A 24,888-nucleotide genomic window follows, 5' to 3' on the forward strand; every position below is an offset into this window, starting at 1 on the left:
ATTCTCTTCGTAACTTCCCAGTAAGACCTTTAGAGACTCACTAACTCCTCACAAGTTTTAGCCAGTTTTTCCCCATTCGTGTAACGGCTGCCCTTCAGAGTTAGCTGGTAAGACCCTGTGAGTTGCTCCACCAAGTCCTCTAACTCCAATTCCATCAATACAGCCATTAAATCACCCGGCTCAACTCCGGTATCCCGCGACAAAAGTTCGATACTTCGAGGCCCACCGGCAAGCGCCCTGATGACTTGTTGCTGAAGCTCTGGCAGTGGTTTAGCGGGAGGAAGATCAGTGGGTGTGGGCTCTGCCAGTAAACCGCCAAGCTGGCTAGCTACATCTGCACTGGTTTCGACCAGTGTCGCACCTTCCTTAATCAAGTGGTGGCAACCCCTGGCCATTGGGTTGTGGATAGAACCTGGAATCGCAAAAACCTCACGATTCTGCTCCAGTGCCAAACGCGCCGTAATCAGAGAACCTGAGCGCATCGCTGCTTCTACCAGTAATACCCCCATTGAAAGGCCACTGATAATCCGGTTCCTCCGAGGAAAATTCTTTGCCTCAGCACTGCTGCCAAGAGGCAATTCGCTTATTAGAGCACCGCCTGCAGAGAGAATGTCCTCCGCTAGGGGGCGATTGTGTTTTGGATAAATACGGTCAACTCCACTACCCAAAACTGCGATCGTGGAGCCGGCTCCCTGCAGCGCCCCTCGGTGAGCTGCGGCATCTACGCCCAGAGCCAGCCCGGAAGTGATAGCAAATCCGGAACCTGCCAATTCCGCGGCGAAGGCCCGGGCATTATCCAGGCCCGCCACAGTGGCCCGACGGGCACCCACCATCGCTACCTGCGGTAGATTCAAAGCGCTTCTTTCACCACGAATATAGAGCACAGGCGGGGGGCGTGAAGTCTCCGATAACAGGGCGGGATAACCGGGATCGCTATGACAAATCAGCTGCACGCCCAGGTCTGCGCAGCGGACTCGCTCCCGCTCAACCCAATCAGCGAGCTCACTGGCGGCAGATCGGCTGGAAAATTCCCGCCACTGGTTTTGGGCCCGCGGTGATAACTTTTGCAGAAGAGATTGAGGAAACTGCTGGAGAGCCTCTTCGGCAGTGGCAAAGTGCTCCAGTAATTGCCAGTAGCGAGCCGGGCCAATTCCCTCGAGACGCAGCAACGCCATAGTAGCGGTCAATGCATCCATGCGACTTACCATTTTCTGTTTTGAAGGTTGTGCAGCAGGGCAAACAGCAACACCTGCCGCGAGATTTCCTGGAGCGGCTTAGGGGTTGCGCACCATATCCATCACTGCCAGCGGACGACGGGCGTCCAGTACCAGAGCGAGGCTCATTTTTTCAAAGGTGCGGAATACCATCAACTCACCAGCGCGAGTATTTGGAAGCTTCACCACGTCACCGGCAATACGGTCGCGTACTGCTGAACCAGTTTTGTATATCGCCAGTACATTACCGGGCTGTAAACCGTCTCTATCTCCTGAGTTCAAGATTACAACGTCAAATTTACCAATTTGGCTTACCCCTTCATCAACACCTACTATCAACCCATCAACCGTGACACTCGGTGCGCTGGGATGAAACAGCGCATCAATTGAGCGCTCTTCTACGGGCATCAAGCGGTCTTCAAGGCGAATCTCACGGGAAGTGTTACGCACGCCCATTGTCGCTATAGACAAGTTTAAGTTGTTATCCGGGTTGCTATCTGGGTCCAGCTGTAACAGATCTAGAGTACCTATGCCAAGTGCCTGGCGCCCAAGGATTTCACCAGATACTGGGTCGGTATAAACGGGGCCGGGACGATAAAGCCCGTACGAAGGTAATGGCGCAGCAAAGTCACCGCGAGCGTAGAGAATGTCCCCAGCTCCCATCAAGATGTGATTATCTGAGCCAGAAACCACATAAGGAGTACCTTCAAAAGCAACGGGCTCGACTATACGAGTACGCGATAAAAAGGCATTAATTGCATCCAGCGGAATCGCCGGAATTGCATCCTCAACTGCCTGGCGGCGGATCGAGGGCGACAGGCGGTTGCCATCAACGCCCGGGGACAGTTGATAGGCTCGAGGGCCGCGTTGCAGCTGTAGCTGTGGTTGACCGTCGACATAAACGAGGCGCAGGCTATCTCCCGGATAAATCAAGTGGGGGTTTTCCACCTGTGGGTTCACTTGCCAAATCTCCGGCCAGTACCAGGGTTGCACCAGGAACTGACTGGAAATATCCCAGAGCGTATCGCCCTTTTGCACCACATAAGCGTCGGGGTGACTGGGGTTCAGGCGAACCTGGTCCTGTGCTTCGACACCAAGGGCAACCGCTAACATCGAGATCGCGGCCAGGATAATTTTTTTCATGGAAGCATTCCTATGCTCTTTATCGCTATAATTCTCAGCGCCGGGCCACTCCCGTGAAGGGAGCGATACCGGACCCGGGCGCATAGCGCCAGCAAAAACAGGGGTCCACTCGGTAAATTTTGAGCGCGATCATAATGTTATCAGCGCACGTTCAACGAATACTAGAAGTTTGTCACAGGTGTTATGGCTAAACTCGAGATACTGGAATTTCCCGATCCGCGCCTGCGCGAGATCGCTAAACCCGTCGCTGAAGTGACCGACGCCCACCGCCAATTGCTCGACGACATGTTTGAAACCATGTACGCCGCGCCCGGTATCGGCCTCGCCGCTATCCAAGTCAATGCGCAAGAGCGTATTGTGGTAGTGGATATATCCGAAGACGGCAATGAACCTTACGGGTTTATCAATCCCGAAATCGAAGTGCTGGACCCGGAGATCCACCAGTACGACGAGGGCTGCTTGTCAGTGCCCGGTTTCTACGAAACGGTGGAGCGCCCGCGCAAAGTGCGTGTAAAGGCCCTAGACCGCAATGGCGAACCTTTTGCCCTGGAGGCCGAGGGATTGCTGGCGGTCTGTATCCAACATGAAGTCGATCATTTGGATGGTAAGCTGTTCGTGGATTATATCTCCCCGCTGAAGCGCAACCGCATCCGCTCCAAGCTGGAAAAATCCCAGCGCCGCCGCGCCTGATCTGCGCCAGCCGCAGGAGCCTGGAGCTGCCGCCTTACGGCAGCTCTCCCACCCCCATTACCTGAGAGCAAGTCAGTGAATATTATTTTTGCCGGCACGCCGGACTTTGCCACTGTGCACCTGCAAGCGCTGCTCGACAGCGAGCACAATGTCATTGCCGTTTACACCCAACCGGACAGGCCGGCTGGGCGCGGTAAGAGATTGCTCGCCAGCCCGGTGAAACAGCTGGCACTCTCCCACAATATCCCGGTGTACCAACCCCTGAGCCTGCGCGATGAGACGGCCCAGGCAGAGCTCGCAGCTCTTGAAGCGGACATTATGGTGGTGGTGGCCTACGGCCTGATACTGCCGCAAGTGGTGCTGGATACCCCACGTTTGGGCTGTATCAATGTGCACGCCTCCCTGTTGCCGCGCTGGCGCGGTGCCGCACCGATCCAACGCGCGGTGGAAGCGGGTGACAATGAAAGTGGCGTCGCCATTATGCAAATGGAGGCGGGCCTGGATACCGGCCCAGTTTTGGTGGAAAACCGCTGTGCCATTACCGAATCCGATACCGGTGGCAGTTTGCACGACAAGCTGGTGGAACTCGGCGGCCCATCCCTCCTCCAGGCCTTGGCTCTACTGGAAAGTGGCAGTGCCAACCCTCAGGTACAAGACGATACCCAGGCTAACTACGCCAACAAAATCACCAAGGAAGAGGCGCAGATCGACTGGCAGCGCACCGCTGCTGAACTGCATCGATTGATACGCGCTTTTAACCCCTTCCCGGTGTGCTGGAGCACTTATCAGGACAAGAAGGGCGAGCAGCGCCTGCGCATCTATAGCGCCGCCATCGAACAGGGCTGCCACAGTAATCAGCCCGGTACCATTCTCTCCAGTGACGACGAAGGTATTTTAGTGGCCTGCGGCCGCGAGGCCCTGCGCCTCCAATTAATACAGCTACCGGGTAAAAAAGCGCTTCCCGCAGCAGAAATTTTGAAAGGCTACCGGGAGCAGTTCGCCCCGGGTACCAAACTGGGATAATTATGAGCAGAGATGTACGCGCCGAGGCCGCCCGAGTTATCGCCTCACTGCTGGAAGAACGTGGCTCGTTGGCAAGACTTCTGCCTGCCGCCGAGGACAAAGTCGAGGAGCGTGACCGCCCCCTGTTACGGGAGCTCTGTTACGGCAGTGCCCGCACGGCACCGCGCCTGCAATTGATCGCCGCTAAGTTACTGCGTAAAAAAGTCTCGGATATTGAGATCAATGCACTAATCCTGCTGGGCATCTACCAGCTCGAGTACACTCGCATCCCCGATCATGCCGCCATATCTGCAACCGTCAATGCCGCGCGCAGCCTCGGTCTGGACAGAGCGACCGGGCTGATCAACGGGGTGCTGCGCAATGCCCTGCGCAACAGTGAGCAGCTCCAGCGCAAACTGTCCGGCAATCCACAGTTCAGCTCTATACACCCGGCCTGGTTACAGCAGCGGATTAAAGCCGCCTGGCCTGAGAAGGCGTCAGACATCTTCCGCGCCAACAATGCCAACCCACCCATGACCTTGCGGGTAAATACTGCCAAGACCTCGCGCGCGGACTATTTACAACAGCTCGATGAAACCGGCCTCTCCGCCGAGCCCTGTACTATTTCCCCGGTCGGTATCACCCTGGTTGAGCCGGTTTCAGTCACAGTGCTCCCGGGCTTTGCCGAGGGCTTGGCCAGTGTGCAAGATGAATCCGCGCAACTAGCGGCTCTGCTGTTACAGCCACAGGAAAATGCCCGGGTGTTGGACGCGTGTGCGGCACCCGGCGGCAAGAGTTGCCATTTATTGGAGCAGGAACCCAGCATTCAGTTGAGCGCGCTGGATATTGAGGAGGACCGCCTGGTGCGGGTCGAGGAAAACCTCGAGCGCAACGGGCAGAGTGCCGAGCTTATCTGTGCCGATGCCACGTCTCCGAATGAGTGGTGGGACGGGCAGCAGTACGACCAGATACTTCTGGACGCCCCCTGTTCGGCAACCGGGGTCATTCGCCGCAACCCAGATATCAAACTATTGCGCCGGGAAGAAGACATTGCCGAGTTAGTCGCTTTGCAGGGCAAGATCCTGCGCGCTCTGTGGCCCCTGGTTAAACCGGGCGGGCAGTTGCTCTACGCCACCTGTTCCAGCCTTCCGGCGGAAAACAGTGAAGTCGTCGCAGCGTTCATTGCGGAGACTGAGGATGCGAGCGACAATACCCCCGAACTGCTAAACGATAAGCCCTGGGGTGAGAAACAAGTTGCCGGTATGCAGCTTCTACCCCAAACCGGCGGCGGTGACGGTTTCTACTACGCTCTGCTGAGCAAAGCTGAATAACGGCGTCGCTAGTCGCGAGTCTCATCCGATATGAAAATTGTCATTCTCGGCGCCGGCCAGGTGGGCGGCTCTCTGGCGGAGGCCCTGGCCTCCGAGCGCAATGATATTGTCCTGGTGGACAGCGACGAGAAAACCCTGCGCGAACTGCGCGACCGCATCGATATCGGCGTGGTACTGGGCCACGCCTCTCACCCGGATATTCTGATGGAAGCCGGGATTGAGGATGCGGATATCCTGGTTGCAGTCACCAATAACGATGAGACCAATATGGCGGCCTGCCAAATTGCGCACTCTCTGTTTCGCGTACCCACCAAAATCGCCCGGGTACGGGCCTCCTCCTACCTGCAATACCCGGAATTATTCGATACCCAGGCCATCCCTATCGATGTACTGATCAGCCCGGAGCAACTGGTTTCAGAGTATATCTCCCGCCTGATGGAACATCCCGGTGCCTTGCAGGTGTTAGATTTTGCCGGCGGTCGCGTACAGCTGGTAACGGTTTTAGCCGTTCAGGGCGGGCCTCTTGTTGGGCACCAACTGCGCTATTTGCGCGAGCATATGCCCAAGGTAGATACCCGGGTTGCTGCGATTTATCGTCGCAACCGGCCAATTATTCCCCAGGGTGATACGGTGATTGAAGCCGGCGATGAAGTGTTCTTTATCGCCGCGCGAGCAGATATTCGCGCGGTAATGAGCGAACTGCGTCGACTGGAACACGGTTATAAACGAGTAGTGATCGCCGGCGGTGGCAATATTGGTTTGCGCCTGGCCACTCGGCTTGAGAATCGCTATTCGGTAAAAATTATTGAGCAGAGCCACGAGCGCTGTGTATTTTTATCCGAGGAGCTGTCTCACACCATTATCCTGCACGGCAGCGCCTCCGATCAGGAGTTGCTGCTGGAAGAGAGCATCGAAGATACCGATGTTTTTCTTGCCCTTACCAATGACGACGAGGCTAATATCATGTCGTCACTATTGGCCAAACGTCTGGGCGCACGCAAAGTGATGACCCTGATCAATAACCGCGCTTATGTGGACCTAGTACAGGGCGGTGAAATCGATATTGCTATTTCACCGCAGCAAAATACGATTGGCAGCCTGCTCACCCATGTGCGCCGAGGAGATATGGTCAACGTCCACTCCCTGCGTCGAGGTGCAGCTGAAGCCATTGAAGTTATCGCCCACGGTGACGAGCGCACTTCCAAGGTGGTGGGGCGCAAGATCGAAGATATCGACTTACCCGAGGGCGCCTCGATTGGCGCCATAGTACGGGAAACGGAAAATGGCAGCGAAGTTTTGATGGCACACGATGATGTCATTGTGCAGAGCGATGACCACGTGATTGTCTTCCTTATCGACCGCCGCCAGACTCGCCATGTTGAACAACTGTTCCAAGTTGGTTTTGGCTTTTTCTGAGCAAATAATATTTTCGTTTTCCGGCGATAACGGTCTCCGCCGTCCAGATAACATTGCAACAAATAACGATAGGCTGATAGGCGCCAATGCGAATTGCGGTAATTGCGCGAGTTTTTGGAATTCTCTTGACGGTGTTCAGCCTGACTCTGCTGCCGCCGATTGGCGTATCCCTTTGGTATGAAGATGGTACTCACAGCGCATTTGTCGCAGCTTTCATCATCACTCTGATCACCGGCCTGTTCATGTGGCTGCCAGTGCACGATTTGCGCGAAGACCTGCGCACCCGGGACGGGTTCGTAGTGACATCTTTGTTCTGGCTGGTACTGGGCAGCTTCGGTGCCCTGCCCTTTATTATCAGCCCACAGCCTGACTTGAGTATCACCGACTCTATTTTTGAATCCATCTCAGGGCTAACAACCACCGGCGCCACGGTGATTACCGGGTTGGACTCACTGCCTCCTGCCATTCTCTACTACCGCCAGCAGTTGCAGTGGTTTGGCGGTATCGGCGTAATTGTTATCGCCCTGGCCATCCTGCCGATGCTGGGTATCGGTGGTATGCAGCTGTATAAAGCAGAAATTCCCGGCCCGGTAAAAGATACCAAATTGACTCCGCGTATTGCCGAGACAGCGCGGGCACTAATTGTTATTTATGTAATTCTTACAATCCTCTGCGGCATCGGCTATTGGTGGGCCGGCATGACGGTATTCGACGCCGTTGGCCATGCGTTTTCCACTGTGGCCAATGGAGGCTTCTCCACCCACGATGCCAGTATGGGGTTCTACGCCCACAACCGCGCGATCATGATTATTTGTATCGTGTTTATGTTTACTGCTGCCATTAACTTCGGTCTGCATTTCTTCGCATTTCGCAACAGGACCCTCAGCCACTATTGGCGCGACTCAGAATTCCGCTTCTACGTTATGCTGATTCTCGGTGCCGGCCTGTTGATCAGCTGTTACCTGTGGATATTGAATATCTTCTCCCCCGGTAACAGCCTGCTACACGGTTTCTTCCAGGTGGTCTCGATCAGCACCACTGCCGGCTTCGCCTCGGAAAATTTCTCAGCCTGGCCAGTATTCTTACCCTACGTCCTCTTGCTGTTAGGTATTCTCGGTGCCTGCGCCGGCTCAACCTCGGGGGGCATTAAGGCGGTGCGCGGTATGCTGATTATGAAGTCCGGTATGCGCGAGCTGAATCGCCTGGTACACCCCAATGCAGTTATCCCTATCAAGATCAACCGCAAAATTGTCCCCGATCGAGTTACCGACGCTGTGTGGGGCTTCTTTGCGGTCTATGTTTCATCCTTTTTTATCCTCGCCATTATCGTCATCGCCACCGGTGAGGACTTTGTCACCTCCGTTACGACAGTAGCCTCCTGCCTGAGTAATATCGGCCCCGCCCTCGGCGAAGCCGCTGCCCACTATGGCGCGGTTAATGAAGTCGCCAAATGGTTTCTTATCCTGGCGATGCTGATGGGACGCTTGGAAATATTTACCCTGCTAGTACTACTTACCCCAGCTTTTTGGCGCCACTAACGACACAAAATGTCATGGCCACGCTAACGCGTGGCAATATTTTTTAATTTCTGCCACAGTTGCTGTTTACAGGAAGTAACTAATAAAAACAGGCTGTATGAGCAGAGATACTAGTGCGCTGCTCGGTCAACTCAAAATTGATCGGGAAACAGCGCCCGAACCCAGTTCCCCATCGCGCAAAGTTATATTGGCGGCATCTGTCGGCCTAGTTACTGGCATAGTTATAGGCCTTGCCGGCGCTTCTCTATTTGCAGAAGACAGTACACCAGTGCTCCCCCAAAGTAGCGAACCTCAAGCCAAGACTCTCAGCTTGATTCCCAGGGAGGAAAAATTTCACGAGACCATTCTTAATGCTTCCGGCTATATCACACCGAGGCGCATGGCTACAGTCTCTGCTGAAGTAATGGGCCTGATCAGTAGTGTGGATGTCGAAGAGGGAATGCAGGTCGAGGAGGGACAGGTTCTGGCCCGCTTGGATGATGCCAAAGCGCGGGTCGCGCTGGATTTTGCCCAGGCACAAATTCAAGTGCTTCAAGCCAAGGAAGCGAGTATTCACGCGAAGTTAAAAGAGGCTGAACGCCAATATCGGCGTTTTGCCGGACTTCGAGACAAAAATTATTCCAGCAAAGCGCAGCTCACCCAAAGTGAATCCTCGGTAGAGGGGTTACGGGCAGACTTAAAAAGTGCCCGCGCCAATATTCAAGTCGCCATTCTTGAAGCTGAGAGGCAGCGAGAACGCCTGGCAGATCATATTATCCGCGCGCCTTTTGCCGGCGTAGTCACGACAAAAAATGCACAACCTGGCGAGATAGTTGCCCCGAGCTCTGCCGGCGGAGGTTTTACCCGCACTGGAATCTGTACCATCGTGGATATGAATTCACTCGAAATCGAAGTGGATGTGAACGAAGCCTTTATCGGCCGGGTTGCCAAGGGACAGAAAGTTAACGCCAACCTGGATGCCTACCCGAACTGGGACATTCCAGCTACCGTTATCGCTATCATTCCAACGGCCGATCGAGCCAAGGCAACTGTTCGAGTGCGAATAGCTATCGACGACAAAGATGCTCGAATCCTGCCGGATATGGGCGTTAAGGTGGGCTTCCTCGCAGGCGAGGCCGCAGCTCCTTAGCAAACACCAATAAAAACACAACAGTATTTATAAGAGGGAATTTGAGATGTCAGAGGAAGTGTTGTTTCAGCTGAAGGATGTCAGCAAAAGTTTTACCAAGGGCAAAGAGACCATTTCCATTTTTGAATCCCTGAATATGGAAATTGATCGCGGTGATTTCGTTGCCATTATGGGGCCTTCGGGCTCCGGTAAAACAACGCTGTTAAATATGTTGGGCGGCGTCGATCAACCCAGCGGTGGAGAGATATGGTTTGACAGCGAGCGCATTGACTCCCTCAATGAAGGCGCCCTAACCCGCTGGCGAGCGAGAAATATTGGTTTCATTTTCCAATTTTACAATTTAATGCCGATGCTCAATGCCCAGCGCAATGTAGAGCTGCCGCTACTGCTGACAAATCTCTCCAAATCTCAACGCCGCCACAATGTGGAAACCGCACTGGCCCTGGTAGGATTAAGTGATCGGGCAAAACATATGCCCAGTGAAATGTCCGGCGGGCAACAACAGCGTGTTGCCATCGCTCGCGCCATCGTTTCCGATCCAAAACTGATTCTGTGTGATGAGCCCACTGGTGACCTGGATCGGGCCACAGCAGATGAAATACTGGAAATGCTGCAATTGTTAAACCGCGACCACGGCAAAACCATCGTGATGGTTACCCATGATCCCGCGGCTGCAAGATACGCCAAGCGCACCCTACATCTGGATAAAGGACAATTTGTGCAGAGGGAAATAGTGGCATGAGTGATTTTTATTTGGTTTTTAAAAATATGACAAGGAAGCCCTTGCGGCTATTCCTTACCTGCTTTGCTATTTTTATCGCCTTCTTGATTTTCGGTTCGGTTACCAGCCTCAAGTCCGCATTAAATTCCAGCGTGGAATTATCCGCTGATAATCGTCTGGTGGTATTCAATAGAATTAACTTTACCCAGTCACTACCCATTGCCTATGTGCAAAAGGTTGCAGCCGTCGAGGGAGTGAAACATGTAACTCATCTCAACTGGTTTGGCGGTTATTTTCAGGAACCCAGCCGGCAGGTCGTTTCAATGGCTGTAGATCCAGAATCCTATTTAAAAGTCTATGAAGAAATTGTTATTCCCGAGGAACAAAAGCAGGCTTGGTTTAACAATAGGCAAGGGGCCTTGGTTGGGGAAAAACTCGCGCAGATTTACGGCTGGAAAGTGGGCGATAGGATTCCTTTATCCTCCAATATTTTTTCGCATAAAGATGGTGGCTACACCTGGGAATTTGTGATTTCCGGGATTTTTAAAGGGGATACGGAACAGTACGATACACGCCAATTATTGTTTCATTATAAATATTTTATGGAGACACAGACTTTCGGTGGTGACTGGATTGGCTGGATGGCACTAACAACCGATGACCCTGCCATCAATGAAAACGTCGCAAAAACTATCGATGACAATTTTGCCAACTCGCAAAATGAAACCGATACCAGTACCGAGAAAGCCTTTAATAAAGCCTTTATTGAACAAATCGGAAATATTGGCTTAATTATTTTTTCTGTGGTGTTTACTGCCTTTTTCACCATATTGGTAGTGGTTGGCAACACTATGGCACTGGCTATTCGCGAGCGCACCGGGGAGATCGCCGTATTAAAAACCTTGGGTTTTTCCAGCACTCGTATTTTCCGAATGGTGCTGTCGGAGTCCCTGTTAATTGCCTTTGTCGGCGGCCTTTCCGGCCTGGCCGCAGCCTGGCTGCTGGTCGAAGGGGTAAAAACCTTCCTTGCCCGCTTTTTGCCCAACTTGATTTTGGATGGGGATATCGCCCTGCAAGCCATTCTATTTATGTTGTTGTTGGGTCTGATTACCGGGCTGATGCCAGCCTTTCAGGCTCTGCGACTTAACATAGTAACTGCATTTAACCGACAACAATAAACTGGTGCCCCACTGAAACTACACAATGGTTTTCACTGGGGAAACCTTAAAGGAGAAGAAATTATGGGTTCTCTTATTGCACAAATTGTTTCGGTAACCCTGATGAATCTGGGCAGCCTGCGCCGGCGCCTGTGGATGTCACTGGCCATGGTATTTGCCTCGGCAGTTGTCGTCGCAATCCTGCTGGCGTTTCTCGCTATGGCCAAGGGATTTGAGGCGACCATGAGTGGGGCCGGCTCCAGCCAGATCGCAATCCTGATGCGAGAGGGGTCTGCCAGTGAAATCAACTCTGTAATCCTGCAGGACCAGGTCAACCTGATTGCGGAATCGGCCGGTGTTGCCAGGGATACGAACGGCCCGCTGGTATCACCGGAGCTCTACGTTATTGTCGATGGCCTGAAGAAATCCACCGGCACCGAAGCCAATATCCCCTTGCGCGGCCTCAATGAAACCGGCATGGCCATGCGCAATAACATGCGTATGGTGGAGGGGCGTATGTTTACTCCCGGCACTAACGAAATGATTGTTGGTGAAGGGGTATTGCGTGAATTTAATGGTTTCGAAATCGGTAAAGAAGTGCGCTTTGGCAAAAACCTGTGGACAGTTGTTGGGGTCTTTTCCACAGGGGGTAATATATTTGAGAGCGAGCTGTGGGCAGATATCAAAATTATCCAAAGTCACTACAACCGCGGCAACAGCTACCAGTCAATCCGTTTGCAATTGGAGAATGACGGCGATCTCAAGCCCATTCAGGAAACCATCAAACGCGAGCCCCGCCTAAACCTGGAAGCGCAAACCGAACAGGAGTACTTCGCCAGCCAGGGTAAACAGCTGCAATATATCGCTACTTTTGGCTGGATCATCAGCTCTGTGATGGCGCTAGGCGCACTGGCCGGAGCTCTCAACACCATGTATACCTCGGTAGCGGACCGGGCTCGTGAAATCGCCACGCTGCGCGCGTTGGGATTCAGCAACTTCTCCGCGTTCTGCGGCACTATTGCTGAGGCAATGGTTTTAGCCGTTGCCGGCGGGCTTTTGGGTTCCCTAGCTGCTTACCTGTTTTTCGACGGTCTCAACACCTCAACTCTGGGAGGCAGTTTTACCCAGGTGGTGTTCAGTTTTGAGATGTCCCCAGACCTGTTTGTGCAGGGCGCCGTATTGGCGCTGGTGATCGGTTTTATCAGCGGCTTCTTCCCAGCCTGGCGCGCGGCACGCATGCCGGTTGTGGTCGCTTTCCGGCACGCGACTTAAATAATTTTATGGGGGGGCTTCTATGAAGAGCCCCTACTTTTTCTTGCGGTAAATTTTACTCTTGCCTTCCGGCTGTTTCCTGAAGCGCTTGTATTCCCACTGATACTGCTCTGGTGCCTGGGCAATACAGGCCTCCACTCCCCGATTCATCGCCGCCAGGGAAACTTTCTGCTCATCGCTATAAATGGCCTTTTCCGCAGGAACAAATACCAGCTCAAATCCACCTTCAACGCGCTTGCCGAAACCAAACACCACATGGCAGTTGGTGCGCTGAATCAAGTTGTGGGCGAGGGTCATCGTCAGGGCCGGGCGGCCAAAGAAAGGAGCAAAATCACCGCCCATATCCGGCTCCTGATCGGGAAGTATCAGGGCAAAATTACCGGCTTTGAGAGCCTTAAGTAGCGAGCGAACCCCATGTACGTTGGTGGGAACCATCTTGCCACCGGTCACTTCCCGCCCATTGCGAATAACCGGGTCCAAGGCTTCAATTTTGGGAGGCTGGTATAGCACTGTGCAGGGAGCCAGGGTGCCTACATGCAAGCCAAAAATTTCCCAATTGCCCGTATGCGGCATCAGTACAATTGTGCCGGTCCTGCCTTCTTCACTCCCGTCGAGCAAGTGCTGGTTGCGCACTCCCACAATCGCATTCTTACTTTTGGCCCAGGGGGTGTTCCATAGGGCCGCCATCTCAAAGCCGGTCATTGCAGTACTGATCACGCTCTCTCTGGCGAGCCGTTCGCGCTGCTTTGGGTCCATGGCCGGATAGCACAACTCCAGGTTTATACGGCTCAGACGCAGCCCCTCAGAGCGCGTCCACACAGCAATTTTGCCAACGAGTAAACCGAGGCGTCGCGACCAAGACAACGGCAGTTTGCCAATGATTTTCAGTGCCCCTACTGCAAGGCGCCCTTTAATATCCACTGAATTACTTCCTATCCACAAAAGCCATTTTGAGACGGCTATCTAGTTCGAGAATGAACATTGACACCTCCGAAGCGGCTATAGCGCTTTAAGCACAGGAGCCGCTGCCGCTATAATTGCGTCCCTTTGCCCACAGCAGATACTGATCCGGAGATAGCGGTGTCCAAGCAATACGATCTCAGTACCTTTCAGGGACTCATTTTTGCCCTGCAGGATTATTGGGCGCGCCAAGGGTGCGTCATTCTACAGCCTCTGGATATGGAAGTGGGCGCCGGCACCTTTCATCCAGCGACCTTCCTCCGTGCCATAGGCCCGGAAAACTGGAATGCGGCCTATGTACAGCCCTGCCGCCGCCCTACCGATGGCCGCTACGGTGAGAACCCCAACCGCCTTCAGCACTACTACCAATACCAGGTAGTAATGAAACCATCCCCGGACAATATCCAGGAATTGTACCTCGATAGCCTTCGCGCCATGGGCGTAGATCCCGCTGTCCACGATATTCGCTTTGTTGAGGACAACTGGGAATCCCCAACCCTGGGCGCCTGGGGCCTCGGCTGGGAAGTTTGGCTGAATGGTATGGAAGTTACCCAGTTCACCTACTTCCAGCAGGTTGGCGGCCTCGAGTGCTACCCAGTTACCGGCGAGATCACCTACGGTCTTGAGCGTATCGCCATGTATCTGCAAGGTGTCGAGTCTATCTACGATTTAGTGTGGACCCGCAACCCGGATGGCAGCCCCGTCACCTACGGCGACGTTTTCCATCAGAACGAAGTGGAAATGTCCCACTACAACTTTGAACACGCCGATGTGGAGTTCCTGTTCGCGACCTTCGATCACTGCGAGCGCGAGAGCACACGCCTGATTGAGCTGGGCCTGCCGCTCCCCGCTTACGAGCAAGTTATGAAGGCCTCCCACGCCTTCAACCTTCTGGATGCGCGCCACGCCATCTCAGTGACTGAGCGCCAGCGCTATATCCTGCGCGTACGAACCCTGGCCCGCGCCGTGGCACAGGCTTACTACGATGCGCGCCGCGCCTTAGGCTTCCCCATGGCAGATGAAGCACTGCGGGCAGATATTTTGGCGGAAGACATCGAGCAAGAGGAGAAGCAGTAATGGCTCAGGATTTTCTGGTAGAGCTGGGCACCGAAGAGCTGCCGCCCAAGGCGTTACACAAATTAATGAGCGCTTTCGCCGATGGTATTACCCAGGGCCTCAAAGGCGCCGAGTTGTCTTTTGGCGAAGTTAAAGCCTACGCAGCCCCCCGTCGCCTGGCCGTAGCAGTATTCGGTTTGGCAGATAAGCAGCAAGACAAACAAATTGAAAAGCTGGGCCCGGCTGTCAAAGCCGCTTTTGATAAAGAGGGTAAGCCCAGTAAAGCCGCTGAGGGGTTCGCCCGCAGCAACGGTGTAACTGTTGAAGAGCTGGGACGCAAAGAGACCGACAAAGGTGAGCGCCTGGCCTTTATCAGCGAGCAAAAAGGCGCTGAAACCGAATCCCTGTTAGCGGGCATTGTCGAGAAAGCATTGGCTCAACTGCCAATTCCCAAGCGTATGCGCTGGGGGGCACGCCGCGAGGAGTTCGTGCGCCCGGTGCACTGGCTCGTCATGCTGTTTGGCAACAAGGTAGTCAACGGTGAAGTACTCGGCTTAAAAGCCGGTAACACCAGCCGTGGTCATCGCTTCCACTGCAATCGCGAGCTGGAGATCCACTCCGCCTACGACTATGCACAGGTTCTGCGCGAACCCGGATACGTAATGGCTGACTTCGCCGAGCGCCGCGAAGCTATTCGCGCCCAGGTGATCGCCGAAGCCAACAACGTCAATGGTGAAGCGGTCATCGATGACGATCTGCTCGACGAAGTGACTGCACTGGTTGAATGGCCTGTAGCCCTCACCGGTCGCTTCGAAGAGCGCTTCCTGGAAGTACCCGCTGAAGCCCTGATCTCCTCCATGAAGGAGCACCAGAAATATTTCCATGTGGTAGATGAAGATGGCCAATTGCTGCCTTTCTTTATCACCGTGTCCAATATCGAGAGCCAGGATGCCGCTCAGGTTATCCACGGCAATGAGCGCGTAATCCGTCCGCGCCTGGCGGATGCCGCCTTCTTCTTTGAGACCGACAAAAAGACCAGCCTGGAATCACGCCGCGAGAAACTGCGCCAAATCGTGTTCCAGCAGCACCTGGGTAGCGTCTACGACAAGACTGAACGGGTAGCCGCCCTCGCCCGCACCATCGCTGAGAAAACCGGAAGCAACGGCGACTGGGCCGAGCGCGCCGGCCGCCTGTGCAAGTCGGACCTGGTTACCGAGATGGTGTTCGAGTTTGCCGATATGCAGGGCATCGCCGGCTACTACTACGCCGAAAATGACGGCGAGCCGTTGGATGTGGCCAAGGCCATGTACGAGCAGTATATGCCCAAGTTTGCCGGTGACGAGCTGCCCGCCAGCGACACCGGCACTGTAATCGCCCTGGCGGATCGCCTGGATACTTTGGTCGGCATCTTCGGCATAGGCCAACCCCCCAGCGGCTCTCGCGACCCCTTCGCCCTGCGCCGCGCCAGCCTGGGGATCATCCGTATTCTCGTAGAGAAGCGTCTCGACCTGGACCTGCGCGAATTGCTGGAATTGGCCCGCGACAACTACCCGCGCACCGCCCTGGGTGAATATGACAAGGTGGTGGAGCAAACTCTGCAGTATGTACTGGAGCGCTTCCGCGCCCGTTACGAAGATCAGGGTATCGCCACCGAAGTATTTATGTCCGTTGCCGCGCGCAAGCTGTCGCGCCCGCTGGATATCGACAACCGCGTGCACGCGGTCAACGCGTTTAGCCAGCTGCCGGAGTCCGGTGCTTTGGCCGCCGCCAACAAGCGCGTTTCCAATATCCTCGCCAAGTTAGACAGTGCTGTACCCAGCAGTGTTGATGAAGCTCTGTTGCAGGAAGAGGCGGAAAAGGCTCTCTTCGTCGCAGTACAGGTTGCCCGCACAGAAGTCGAGCCCCTGTATAGCGATGCGCTCTTCGCCGAGGGCCTCGCCGGTCTGGCTGGCCTGCGTGAAACCGTAGACAGCTTCTTCGACCATGTAATGGTAATGAGTGACGACGAGCAACTGCGCAACAACCGCCTGGCCCTATTAGCCCAGCTGCGCGCACTGTTCCTCGAAGTTGCCGATATTTCCCTGCTGGTTCCTGCCAAGTAATGACTTGCAGAGGCGGGGTGTTAAACCCCCGCCTCGCAAATCAGGGAGATACGAATATGGCAATTATCATTCTCGGCCGCGACGGGGTGATCAACGAAAATCCCGATAAATTCGTCAAATCCGCCGACGAATGGCAACCCCTGCCCGGCAGTATTGAAGCGCTGGCAGCGCTCAGTCAGGCCGGCCATCAACTGGTGATAGCCACCAATCAGAGCGGCCTGGCGCTGGGCCAATTTGATCTGGATGACCTGGAAGAAATGCACGCTAAAATGCGTGCTCAGGTGGAAGATGCCGGTGGCGAAATCGCCGCTATTTTCTACTGTCCCCACGGCCCTGAAGATAATTGCCGCTGCCGCAAACCCCTGGCGGGTCTGCTGGATGCCATCGAGGCTGAATTTGATACCAGCCTGCACGACTGTTATTTGGTCGGAGACAAGCTGGCAGACCTTTATCTGGCGTTGGAGAAGGGGTGTAAACCCGTTCTAGTAAAAACTGGTGCAGGTGATCAGACTTTGCAGCACCTAATCGAGCAGCCGGATCCTCGCCTAACCGCCACTTCAGTTTTCACAGATCTGGCACACTTTTCTAATTTTTTTCTCACCCAGTAGTCAACTCTTAGATGTAGCCCCACAAAATCAAAAAGACGTCATATCCCGAGCTTCACGCACTATATTCGACACAACACGTTTAGCTACACGCCAAGTTATTGAGTTGCACGACACATTCCTATAAAAGCAACTAGCGGGAAGGTGAGCCCATTGTTGTATTAATGATTCGTGCTAGGCCATGGATGGGTAAGACTTGAATGAAGCTCTGAGAAGTTCTACTGGGGAAACGGAGTATTGCCCCTGAGAGACGAGCTCTTTTAGGCCTTTTGTTGCCGCCTGCGCAAAATAACAAAAGGGATATTCCAATGAAAAGAAAAATTTTTTCTGCCCTGACAGCGGGAGTGTTGCTATCGAGCATCGTATTTTCTGCGTCAGCAGCGGAAAAGTTCGCCCCCAGTCAAGAAAAACAAAAGAAAGTTTATATTGTTCAATTAGATAGCGAACCTCTGTCTTCCTACAGCGGTACCATCCCCGGCTTGTCAGCCACCAAACCGACCAGCCGTGGCAAACTTGATCCCCAAAGCAGCAGCTATCGTCACTACTCCGATTTCCTTAGGTCGCGTCGTGAACAAGTTCTATCCACAGTTCCCAGCGCACGCGCAGTTCATGAATACGACACCGCTTTTAATGGCTTCGCGGCCGTAATGAGCGAAAAAGAGGCGGCTGCTCTGCGCGGTCGCGCCGACGTTAAAGGTGTTTGGGAAGATGAATTACTGAAGCCCCATACCGATTCCACAGCGAACTTCCTCGGCATCACAGATATGCCCAGCCCTTGGCTCTGGGGAATTACCGGTGAGGATATAGTGGTGGGCATTATCGACTCGGGAATCCATCCAGAGCACCAGAGTGTCGCCGACATAGCTACACCTTTTCAGGGCAACCTGGGACCCCATGTGCCCTACGGCTCTATTCCAGAATCCTTTACCGGCGACGGCTGTGATTTCGGCAACAGCGACCACAACCCCAACGACGCTGCGTTTACTTGTAACAATAAGCTGATTAAGGCCAAGTCATTTTCCGATGCCTTCCTGACCAACAACGAATTGGCAGATTACGAATTCCTGTCAGCCAGGGATGCAGACGGGCACGGTACCCACACGGCGACTACTGCCGCCGGTAACTATGGCGTTACCACCCCGGATGGAAAAACCCTTACCGGCATGGCGCCACGAGCCCGCATCGCGGTGTATAAAGTGTGCTGGGATGCTCCAGACCCCGATGATAGTGGTTGCTCGTCCGCCGACTCCATGGCGGCTATTGATGAAGCCGTGGCCGATGGTGTGGATGTTATTAACTTCTCGATAGGTGGCGCCAGCACCACCTTTAGTGGTGCCGATGACATCGCATTTTTATTTGCCGCCGATGCCGGCGTTTTCGTCGCCACATCTGCCGGTAATAACGGGCCAGGCCCAGAGACCATGGGAACCCCTTCAGGGGTTCCTTGGATAACTGCGGTCGGCGCCTCTGAAGATGACCAGAGTTTCGGCTTAGCCCTACAAGTATCCTCACCGGAGTCGGTTTCCGGCACATACGAAGGGCGCGAGGGTAACGGCACAGTAAGTCTGGAAGAGGTTGGTGCAGTCTCTGCTGAGGTTGTTCTCAGCGAGCCGTTAGAAGCTTGTAGCGAAGTCACTAATAGCGAGTCTTTGGAGGGCGGTATTGCTCTGGTAAGACGTGGGGGTTGCTCCTTTACCGATAAATATAACAATGCTGCCGATGCCGGAGCCTTGGCTATCGTCGTTTACAACGATGGTACTGCAGACGATCGCATCAACCCGATTTCCATGTCAGCCCCTGATACCCGTATCCCCGGAATGATGATCTCGTACTACGAGGGCGAAACTCTCGCAGCCAGTAGCGAAGTTTCTGGGGTTATCGATCCATCTCAATTGATCCCCAGGGAAGACCGCGTCGCAAACTTTTCATCTCGCGGCCAGAACGGCGGAGCTCCGGATATTATCAAGCCGGATATCAGTGCCCCGGGGGTTGGCATTATCGCGGGGATTTCTCCAGTGTTAAGCGGAGGAGAACTATTCGGAGCCCTCAGTGGAACTTCTATGGCCAGTCCTCATGTCGCCGGTGTAATGGCCATGCTGAAACAGGCCAACCCCCACTGGAGCCCGGCAATGGCCAAGTCCGCATTGATGACGAGTGCACGCAATGACCTGCGCAAGTCTTACGGACTAGCGGATGCAACACCATTTGATATTGGTGCCGGTGCCATAGTGCCCCGTGACGCCTTTAAACCGGGGCTGGTTTACGATGCGGGCTTCAATGATTATCTCGCCTTCCTATGTGGCGCTGAACTCCAGCCCGAGATGGTCGATAGCACAACCTGTGATGCTTTGACGTCCCTGGGATACTCTAGCGATTCCAGCGACCTGAACCTCGCTTCTATGGGGGTCGCCGACCTCCTCGGCAGCCAGACCATCAAACGCCGGGTTACTAGCGTCGCCCCCGGCCAGCGTTGGTATTGGGCATCCATCAACGCGCCACTCGGTATCGATGTAGATATCAACCCGAAAGTGCTACGCCTCAGGGAGGGAGAGAGTGCTGAGTTTGAGGTGACCTTCACCGCCACAGAGTCCGCCGAAATGAATACTTGGGTCTTTGGTGACCTCACCTGGCAATCCGTAGGCTCCCAGATCAGTGTGCGCAGCCCAATTGCTATTCGGCCTGTTCCTCTAGCTGCACCACAGCAATTAACTGGCAGCGGCACCGATGGCAACCTCGAACTCAATGTGGGCTTCGGCTACAACGGTGATTTCCAGGTGAATGTCACTGGCCTAGCGGAGGGTGAGGCCACTACAACCACTGTTGAAGATGGCGATGTTCAAGTAATTTTCTTTGATATACCTGAAGGAACAGAGCTTGCGCATATCGCTATGTATGATGCCGATGTGGGCGACGGTAGCGGAAGTGACGACCTGGACCTGGAAGTTTATGGCCCAGCGCCAAACTACCCCGAAGTCGGTACCAGCGGCAGCGCCACTTCCGCAGAGTCAGTTTCCCTGGCTAACCCCTCTCCCGGTCAATATGCAGCCGTTGTTGTCGATTATGCGACATCCGCCGGCCCCACCAATTTCAGCTTATTCAATTTTAATCTGAACGGGGACAATGGAAATACCGCAGTGGATGCGCCGGCTCAAGCACAGATTGGCGGAACTGGGGTAGTTTCTTTGGAGTGGATGAACATTACTCCCAATACCCGCCATCTTGGTATTTTGGCTCATGGTGACGGAGAAAAAGAATTTTCCGAAACTCAGGTCATGATTAATACTCAATAGGCCTCACACGCTAATAATTGATGGTAAGAAGTGAAAGTCAAAACCGGCCGGAGTTTGGCCGGTTTTTTATTCGCAATTGAGTGTATTCTGCTGATGAATAAAAGCGCTCGCTATGTCTAGGGATACTCGACCAAAGTCCCAAAAATCTTTTGTCTTTCGATTGATATTCACAGCAACAGAAAGCTGATATTCCGGTAATATCATTAACCAACTCTGACTGCCACGACTAACTCCGCCGTGATTGGCCACTTTTGTTAATCCTACCTCAGGGATTTCTACTTCAGTCACCCGCCAACCCAAGGCATAGTTTTGTTCATTCACTTCACCATTGGCCAATTTTTGTGGCGCCCAAAATATCTCCCGGACTCCTGGGGACAAGTAGTCTGCTTTCAGGAACTGAGCACCCAGTCTCACCAAGTCACTGGGTGTGGAAATAAAGCCTCCCCCCGGCAGGCGATGACTTAAATCCACTGGACGCCATTCCCGCAGGCGAAGGGCACTGCCAGACAAGCCATTACTTTTGTAGAAACGAGCAATATTACGTTCTATATCACCATTCAGTGGCGATACCTCTGTGCTGTTCATTCCGCTAAGCGTAAATACCTCATCATGCATCACTTCCAGATAAGGTTTGTCCTCAGCACCAGCCAAAACGGCTCCCAGAAGAACTGTGCCCAAAGTACTGTAATAAAAATCGGTACCCGGTTCGAAAAGTAATTCACTAGCATCAAAAATTCCCAGAGCCCGATACATATCCTCGTAATGAACATCCAGTGCCAGAGTTTGATACAACCCCAGCCAATCGGAGTTCTTTTTATAATGTGGCAAGCCAGACATATGGGAAGCCAATTGGCGCGGGGTCATTGACGCCCAATCGGGGTTTGGTAAGGGTTCCAGATAATTTGAGATAGGTTTATCCAGATCAATAGCCCCCCTCTGTACCAAACGCGCCAATGCAGTTCCTGTTAAAGCCTTAGAGGTGCTACCAATACGAAAGCGTGTCTCTGTAGAAACAGGTACTTGCTCCTCTAAATCAGCCCAGCCGGCAGCCCCAGCCCAAACTACTGCACCACAAGCAGATACTGCCGCAGAAATTGCCGGAGCACCGATTTTCTCACGATGATTTTCAATTGCTTTAAGCGATTGCCCTGCGGCAAGCTGCAATCCACTATCGGAGAGCTCTTGAGTGGACGGCGCCTTTGTAGGTAGAGCCTGCCACCCCAATGGACTTAACGGCACTGTATTTAGTGACCAGGCATAGAATTGATAAACTGGCCACAACATATAAGTAAAACCACACAGAAGTGTGGCCACGCTCATCAATATGAGCTTACGTCTCATACCCCCTCCGAATTAAGCTTTAGGTCTGTTGCCCGATTTAAAAGCAAGCTTGACACAATTAAAAGTGTCGCAGGAGACACATTTACGACCAATTCCGACACGATTTTAGATCGGCCCTAGGTCTCAAGTTTTATTCTATTCCCACGTTTCCTAAGCGGTGAACAATATCGAAATTTATTTTTAGATTTTTCCATAAAGAAGTATTTTATTCGCAAACTAATAAACTCTAGCGCCATTAGGGTATTCATAGGTTTACCTCCAACTCAGTAAATTTTCTCTAAAGTTGAAAACTAACCTTCAATAAACAATTATTAAAAATGCCGTTTGGGAGAGATTTAAAGAATCATTTACTTTTTAACTAGGCTAAATATAAATCTTCCAATTTAAATATTAACAATTGGCTGCAAGTAATTAATAATTATATTTTTAGTGAAAACGCTTTCGATATTCACTCGGCAAAATACCCTTGTGCTTTTTAAAGGCTCTTCTCAATTGCTCTTGGGATTGAAAGCCACAGAGTTTTGCCACTTTATCCTGTGACTGATTTTGTTCGGAAAATAATTGGCAAGCTCGTTCCACTCTTATCTGCTCTAGAAAACGAGCAGGTGTTACACCAAGTTCTCGCACAAAGCTCCGGGCAAAATTCCGTGGGCTCATAGCGGCTTCCTGAGCCAGCCTCTCCACCGTTAAAGGTTTCCTAATATTCTGGTACATCCATTCAATTAAAGTTGCAAAACGATCGCTGTTTATCTGATTTTCCAATCGCACACTAAATTGCTGCTGTCCTCCATCTCTCTTTAAGTAGAGAACAAGAATTCGAGCCAGGTTGAGTGCCAAGCCCCTCCCATGGTCCTCCTCAATCATCGATAGAGCCAAATCAATTCCAGCAGTAATTCCGGCCGACGTATAAACATTACCGTCGCGGACAAAGATGGCATCCGGATCCACTTCTACCTGGGAGAATCCCTGCAACTCAGGAACATCCGCCCAATGCGTCGTAGCACGCCGCCCATTGAGAATGCCTGCGTTGGCGAGCATCAAGGCCCCACTACAGATTGAACCAATACGAGCAACTTTTTTCTGCTGCTCAGCCAGCCACTCCAGAACAGAACTATTGGCACAAGCTCGCTGACAGGAGTCCGGTGGCATGCCGCTCACTAACAGGGTATGAATCCCCTCAGCTTCATGAAACGGGAGGTCTATAAAAACCTTAACCCCTGTCGAAGTCGTAACCGGACCAGACTCAAGTCCCACCAACTGAATATCATAGAAATCCTGGTTGGAACGCCCTTGTTTGCGCAACTGATCATTTGCCAAGGCAAAAACCTCTAGGGGACCTGTGATATCCAGGCTAGTTGCACCCGGGCAGACCACCATGGCGACTTTCCTAGCTCCATTTTGTGTTTGTTGGTGCTTATTCATCTCGGCAGTTTTCCACAACGGCTGGGGATAAGAATGATTTACAGGCGCCAGATTCTGCCAGTTATAACCAGCTTAGACACCCTGTTACCCCAAATTGATAGTCATTTTCTCCGGTACTGACGTATAAACTTTGACGGATATGAGTAACCCTCGGGTGACTATTGGTTCTTAAAGCTCCGAACGAGCCATACATCAGCTTGAGGCTTGACCTTCACTTAGCTGTCCGCACAATTGGCCCCTAATTTGTACACATCAACGGAGATCCCCTTTTGGTGGAGTTAATACTGAATCGAGGCGCAGAGCGCCGACTCAAGCGTGGCCACCTATGGATTTACAGCAATGAGGTGGACACTAAGCGCTCTCCATTAAAGGGAATTGATGCGGGTAGTCAGTGCCAAGTTCACGATAGCCAGGGCAAGCTGCTCGGCACAGCCTTTGTAAATCCGAGCCAACTTATTTGTGGACGAATAGTCAGCCGTAATTCTGACTTTTCCACAGATACTGTTTGTGAGCGCATACAAACTGCATTTGAACAGCGCCAACGGTACTTTTCCCACCCCAGCTACCGGATGGTATACGGGGACTCTGACTGGCTTCCGGGCTTGGTAGTGGATAGGTTTGGGGATTATTTAGTAGTCCAGGTCAGCAATTGGGGAATGGAGCGCTACCAACAAACGATTGTGGATAAGTTGGTGGAGATGGTTAACCCCAAAGGCATCCTGCTGCGCAATGATCATCAGGGTCGCGCAGTTGAAGATATGCCGCTGGTACACACCGTAGCCTTTGGAGATGTACCCGAGATGGTCCCGTTCGAGGAGAACGGCGTTCCACTTCTGGCCCCGGTACACCAGGGGCAGAAAACCGGTTGGTTTTACGATCACCGGGAAAACCGCAGGCTGTTGAATCGCTGGGTCAACGGCAAAAAAGTATTAGATCTGTTTTCCTGCGCGGGCGGTTGGGGTATTCAGGCACTGGCCAATGGTGCGGCAGAGGTAGTGTGCGTAGACGCCTCTCAGCAGGCCTTGGACTGGTGTTTGCTCAATGCGGATCACAATGGATTCGCCGACAAGCTCAAAACCATCCAGGGTAAAGCACTGGATGTCCTCAAAGGGTTGGTCGCAGAGGGGGAGAGGTTTGATGCGATTGTGCTCGACCCACCCGCTTTTATTAAGCGGAGGAAAGATCATAAAGCCGGCTTGGCGGCCTATCGCCATATCAATGAACTCGCAATGCGTTTGTTGGCGAAGGATGGGCTGTTAGTAAGCGCTTCCTGCTCTATGCATCTGCAATCTGATGAGCTTCTCGACTGTATCCGTGGCGCCGCTCACCGCTTGGGGCGCCCAGCCTCAATTCTGGCCAGTGGTGGTCAAGGGGCTGATCACCCTGTGCATCCAGCAATTCCGGAAACCAACTACCTAAAAGCTCATTTTGTACATCTCGGGGGAAACACCAATAAGTAGGTGCTCATGAACCCCACAAGGCCCCGGTAATGACCGGGG

Annotated in this window: 19 protein-coding genes; 14 read left to right on the plus strand and 5 right to left on the minus strand. The window is 53.0% G+C overall.

Annotated features, from left to right (window positions below; all coding sequences use genetic code 11):
* Positions 1-29: 29 nt before the first annotated feature.
* Positions 30-1,196 carry a DNA-processing protein DprA gene (dprA, locus tag ACYX4J_RS21450; RefSeq protein WP_476177517.1) on the minus strand — a complete coding sequence of 389 codons (1,167 nt, stop codon included), beginning with the start codon at positions 1,194-1,196 and terminating at the stop codon, positions 30-32.
* Between the two features lie 78 nt (positions 1,197-1,274).
* Complete coding sequence (locus ACYX4J_RS21455) at positions 1,275-2,357, minus strand: LysM peptidoglycan-binding domain-containing protein (protein WP_476177518.1); 1,083 nt, start codon at positions 2,355-2,357, stop codon at positions 1,275-1,277.
* Positions 2,358-2,540: 183 nt separating this feature from the next.
* Between ACYX4J_RS21455 and def the strand changes: the two genes are divergently transcribed.
* The 9 genes from def to ACYX4J_RS21500 all read left to right on the plus strand — a co-directional run bounded on the left by def (position 2,541) and on the right by ACYX4J_RS21500 (position 12,613).
* Positions 2,541-3,047: a peptide deformylase gene (gene def / locus ACYX4J_RS21460; protein ID WP_444895582.1), complete on the plus strand. Its 507-nt coding sequence runs from the start codon at positions 2,541-2,543 to the stop codon at positions 3,045-3,047.
* Between the two features lie 75 nt (positions 3,048-3,122).
* A complete protein-coding gene (gene fmt, locus ACYX4J_RS21465) occupies positions 3,123-4,070 on the plus strand; it encodes a methionyl-tRNA formyltransferase (RefSeq protein ID WP_476177519.1) in 948 nt (315 codons plus the stop codon).
* A 2-nt stretch (positions 4,071-4,072) separates the two neighbouring features.
* Positions 4,073-5,380, plus strand: coding sequence for a 16S rRNA (cytosine(967)-C(5))-methyltransferase RsmB (gene rsmB / locus ACYX4J_RS21470; protein ID WP_476177520.1), 1,308 nt, complete (start codon positions 4,073-4,075; stop codon positions 5,378-5,380).
* A gap of 30 nt (positions 5,381-5,410) precedes the next feature.
* Positions 5,411-6,796 carry a Trk system potassium transporter TrkA gene (gene trkA, locus ACYX4J_RS21475; RefSeq protein WP_282930545.1) on the plus strand — a complete coding sequence of 462 codons (1,386 nt, stop codon included), beginning with the start codon at positions 5,411-5,413 and terminating at the stop codon, positions 6,794-6,796.
* A gap of 86 nt (positions 6,797-6,882) precedes the next feature.
* Positions 6,883-8,334 (plus strand): TrkH family potassium uptake protein, encoded by a 1,452-nt coding sequence (locus ACYX4J_RS21480; RefSeq protein ID WP_444892443.1) that lies wholly within the window; start codon positions 6,883-6,885, stop codon positions 8,332-8,334.
* 97 nt (positions 8,335-8,431) lie between these two features.
* Positions 8,432-9,463: an efflux RND transporter periplasmic adaptor subunit gene (locus ACYX4J_RS21485; protein ID WP_108731210.1), complete on the plus strand. Its 1,032-nt coding sequence runs from the start codon at positions 8,432-8,434 to the stop codon at positions 9,461-9,463.
* Positions 9,464-9,509: 46 nt separating this feature from the next.
* Positions 9,510-10,205: an ABC transporter ATP-binding protein gene (locus tag ACYX4J_RS21490; RefSeq protein ID WP_282930547.1), complete on the plus strand. Its 696-nt coding sequence runs from the start codon at positions 9,510-9,512 to the stop codon at positions 10,203-10,205.
* Entirely contained in the window at positions 10,202-11,362 is a 1,161-nt protein-coding gene (locus ACYX4J_RS21495; protein WP_444915105.1) for an ABC transporter permease, read from the plus strand. Before ACYX4J_RS21490 ends, ACYX4J_RS21495 begins: the two co-directional genes overlap by 4 nt.
* 63 nt (positions 11,363-11,425) lie before the next feature.
* The gene (locus ACYX4J_RS21500; protein ID WP_444895587.1) at positions 11,426-12,613 is read left to right on the plus strand and encodes an ABC transporter permease; all 1,188 of its coding nucleotides are present in this window, start codon (positions 11,426-11,428) and stop codon (positions 12,611-12,613) included.
* A 33-nt stretch (positions 12,614-12,646) separates the two neighbouring features.
* On the opposite strand, the gene ACYX4J_RS21505 is transcribed toward ACYX4J_RS21500, so the two are convergent.
* A complete protein-coding gene (locus ACYX4J_RS21505) occupies positions 12,647-13,534 on the minus strand; it encodes a lysophospholipid acyltransferase family protein (protein ID WP_444895588.1) in 888 nt (295 codons plus the stop codon).
* Positions 13,535-13,693: 159 nt separating this feature from the next.
* Here ACYX4J_RS21505 and glyQ point away from each other — a divergent pair, with 159 nt between their 5' ends.
* The 4 genes from glyQ (at position 13,694) to ACYX4J_RS21525 (ending at position 20,626) form a co-directional block, all read left to right on the plus strand.
* Positions 13,694-14,650 (plus strand): glycine--tRNA ligase subunit alpha, encoded by a 957-nt coding sequence (gene glyQ, locus ACYX4J_RS21510; protein ID WP_282930551.1) that lies wholly within the window; start codon positions 13,694-13,696, stop codon positions 14,648-14,650.
* Positions 14,650-16,731: a glycine--tRNA ligase subunit beta gene (glyS, locus tag ACYX4J_RS21515; RefSeq protein ID WP_476177521.1), complete on the plus strand. Its 2,082-nt coding sequence runs from the start codon at positions 14,650-14,652 to the stop codon at positions 16,729-16,731. The genes glyQ and glyS overlap by 1 nt, the downstream gene beginning before the upstream one ends.
* 56 nt (positions 16,732-16,787) lie before the next feature.
* Complete coding sequence (gene gmhB, locus ACYX4J_RS21520; RefSeq protein WP_475709062.1) at positions 16,788-17,339, plus strand: D-glycero-beta-D-manno-heptose 1,7-bisphosphate 7-phosphatase; 552 nt, start codon at positions 16,788-16,790, stop codon at positions 17,337-17,339.
* A 305-nt stretch (positions 17,340-17,644) separates the two neighbouring features.
* Entirely contained in the window at positions 17,645-20,626 is a 2,982-nt protein-coding gene (locus tag ACYX4J_RS21525; RefSeq protein ID WP_476177522.1) for a S8 family serine peptidase, read from the plus strand.
* 66 nt (positions 20,627-20,692) lie between these two features.
* On the opposite strand, the gene ACYX4J_RS21530 is transcribed toward ACYX4J_RS21525, so the two are convergent.
* Positions 20,693-21,967 carry a serine hydrolase domain-containing protein gene (locus ACYX4J_RS21530; protein ID WP_476177523.1) on the minus strand — a complete coding sequence of 425 codons (1,275 nt, stop codon included), beginning with the start codon at positions 21,965-21,967 and terminating at the stop codon, positions 20,693-20,695.
* Between the two features lie 426 nt (positions 21,968-22,393).
* Positions 22,394-23,389 carry a GlxA family transcriptional regulator gene (locus ACYX4J_RS21535; protein WP_475709068.1) on the minus strand — a complete coding sequence of 332 codons (996 nt, stop codon included), beginning with the start codon at positions 23,387-23,389 and terminating at the stop codon, positions 22,394-22,396.
* 272 nt (positions 23,390-23,661) lie between these two features.
* Between ACYX4J_RS21535 and ACYX4J_RS21540 the strand changes: the two genes are divergently transcribed.
* Positions 23,662-24,849 carry a class I SAM-dependent rRNA methyltransferase gene (locus tag ACYX4J_RS21540; RefSeq protein ID WP_476177524.1) on the plus strand — a complete coding sequence of 396 codons (1,188 nt, stop codon included), beginning with the start codon at positions 23,662-23,664 and terminating at the stop codon, positions 24,847-24,849.
* Positions 24,850-24,888 lie beyond the last annotated feature (39 nt).

This window comes from Microbulbifer sp. ABM4_008, assembly GCF_056311705.1.

Excerpts from the sequence above, each read along its gene's own strand:
- ACYX4J_RS21495 (WP_444915105.1), top strand. The coding sequence starts at position 10,202 with ATGAGTGATTTTTATTTGGTTTTTAAAAATATGACAAGGAAGCCCTTG.
- def (WP_444895582.1), top strand. The coding sequence starts at position 2,541 with ATGGCTAAACTCGAGATACTGGAATTTCCCGATCCGCGCCTGCGCGAG.
- ACYX4J_RS21530 (WP_476177523.1), bottom strand. The coding sequence starts at position 21,967 with ATGAGACGTAAGCTCATATTGATGAGCGTGGCCACACTTCTGTGTGGT.
- glyS (WP_476177521.1), top strand. The coding sequence starts at position 14,650 with ATGGCTCAGGATTTTCTGGTAGAGCTGGGCACCGAAGAGCTGCCGCCC.
- ACYX4J_RS21455 (WP_476177518.1), bottom strand. The coding sequence starts at position 2,357 with ATGAAAAAAATTATCCTGGCCGCGATCTCGATGTTAGCGGTTGCCCTT.
- gmhB (WP_475709062.1), top strand. The coding sequence starts at position 16,788 with ATGGCAATTATCATTCTCGGCCGCGACGGGGTGATCAACGAAAATCCC.
- ACYX4J_RS21480 (WP_444892443.1), top strand. The coding sequence starts at position 6,883 with ATGCGAATTGCGGTAATTGCGCGAGTTTTTGGAATTCTCTTGACGGTG.
- ACYX4J_RS21500 (WP_444895587.1), top strand. The coding sequence starts at position 11,426 with ATGGGTTCTCTTATTGCACAAATTGTTTCGGTAACCCTGATGAATCTG.
- dprA (WP_476177517.1), bottom strand. The coding sequence starts at position 1,196 with ATGGATGCATTGACCGCTACTATGGCGTTGCTGCGTCTCGAGGGAATT.
- ACYX4J_RS21525 (WP_476177522.1), top strand. The coding sequence starts at position 17,645 with ATGAAAAGAAAAATTTTTTCTGCCCTGACAGCGGGAGTGTTGCTATCG.
- trkA (WP_282930545.1), top strand. The coding sequence starts at position 5,411 with ATGAAAATTGTCATTCTCGGCGCCGGCCAGGTGGGCGGCTCTCTGGCG.
- ACYX4J_RS21490 (WP_282930547.1), top strand. The coding sequence starts at position 9,510 with ATGTCAGAGGAAGTGTTGTTTCAGCTGAAGGATGTCAGCAAAAGTTTT.
- ACYX4J_RS21535 (WP_475709068.1), bottom strand. The coding sequence starts at position 23,389 with ATGAATAAGCACCAACAAACACAAAATGGAGCTAGGAAAGTCGCCATG.
- rsmB (WP_476177520.1), top strand. The coding sequence starts at position 4,073 with ATGAGCAGAGATGTACGCGCCGAGGCCGCCCGAGTTATCGCCTCACTG.
- ACYX4J_RS21485 (WP_108731210.1), top strand. The coding sequence starts at position 8,432 with ATGAGCAGAGATACTAGTGCGCTGCTCGGTCAACTCAAAATTGATCGG.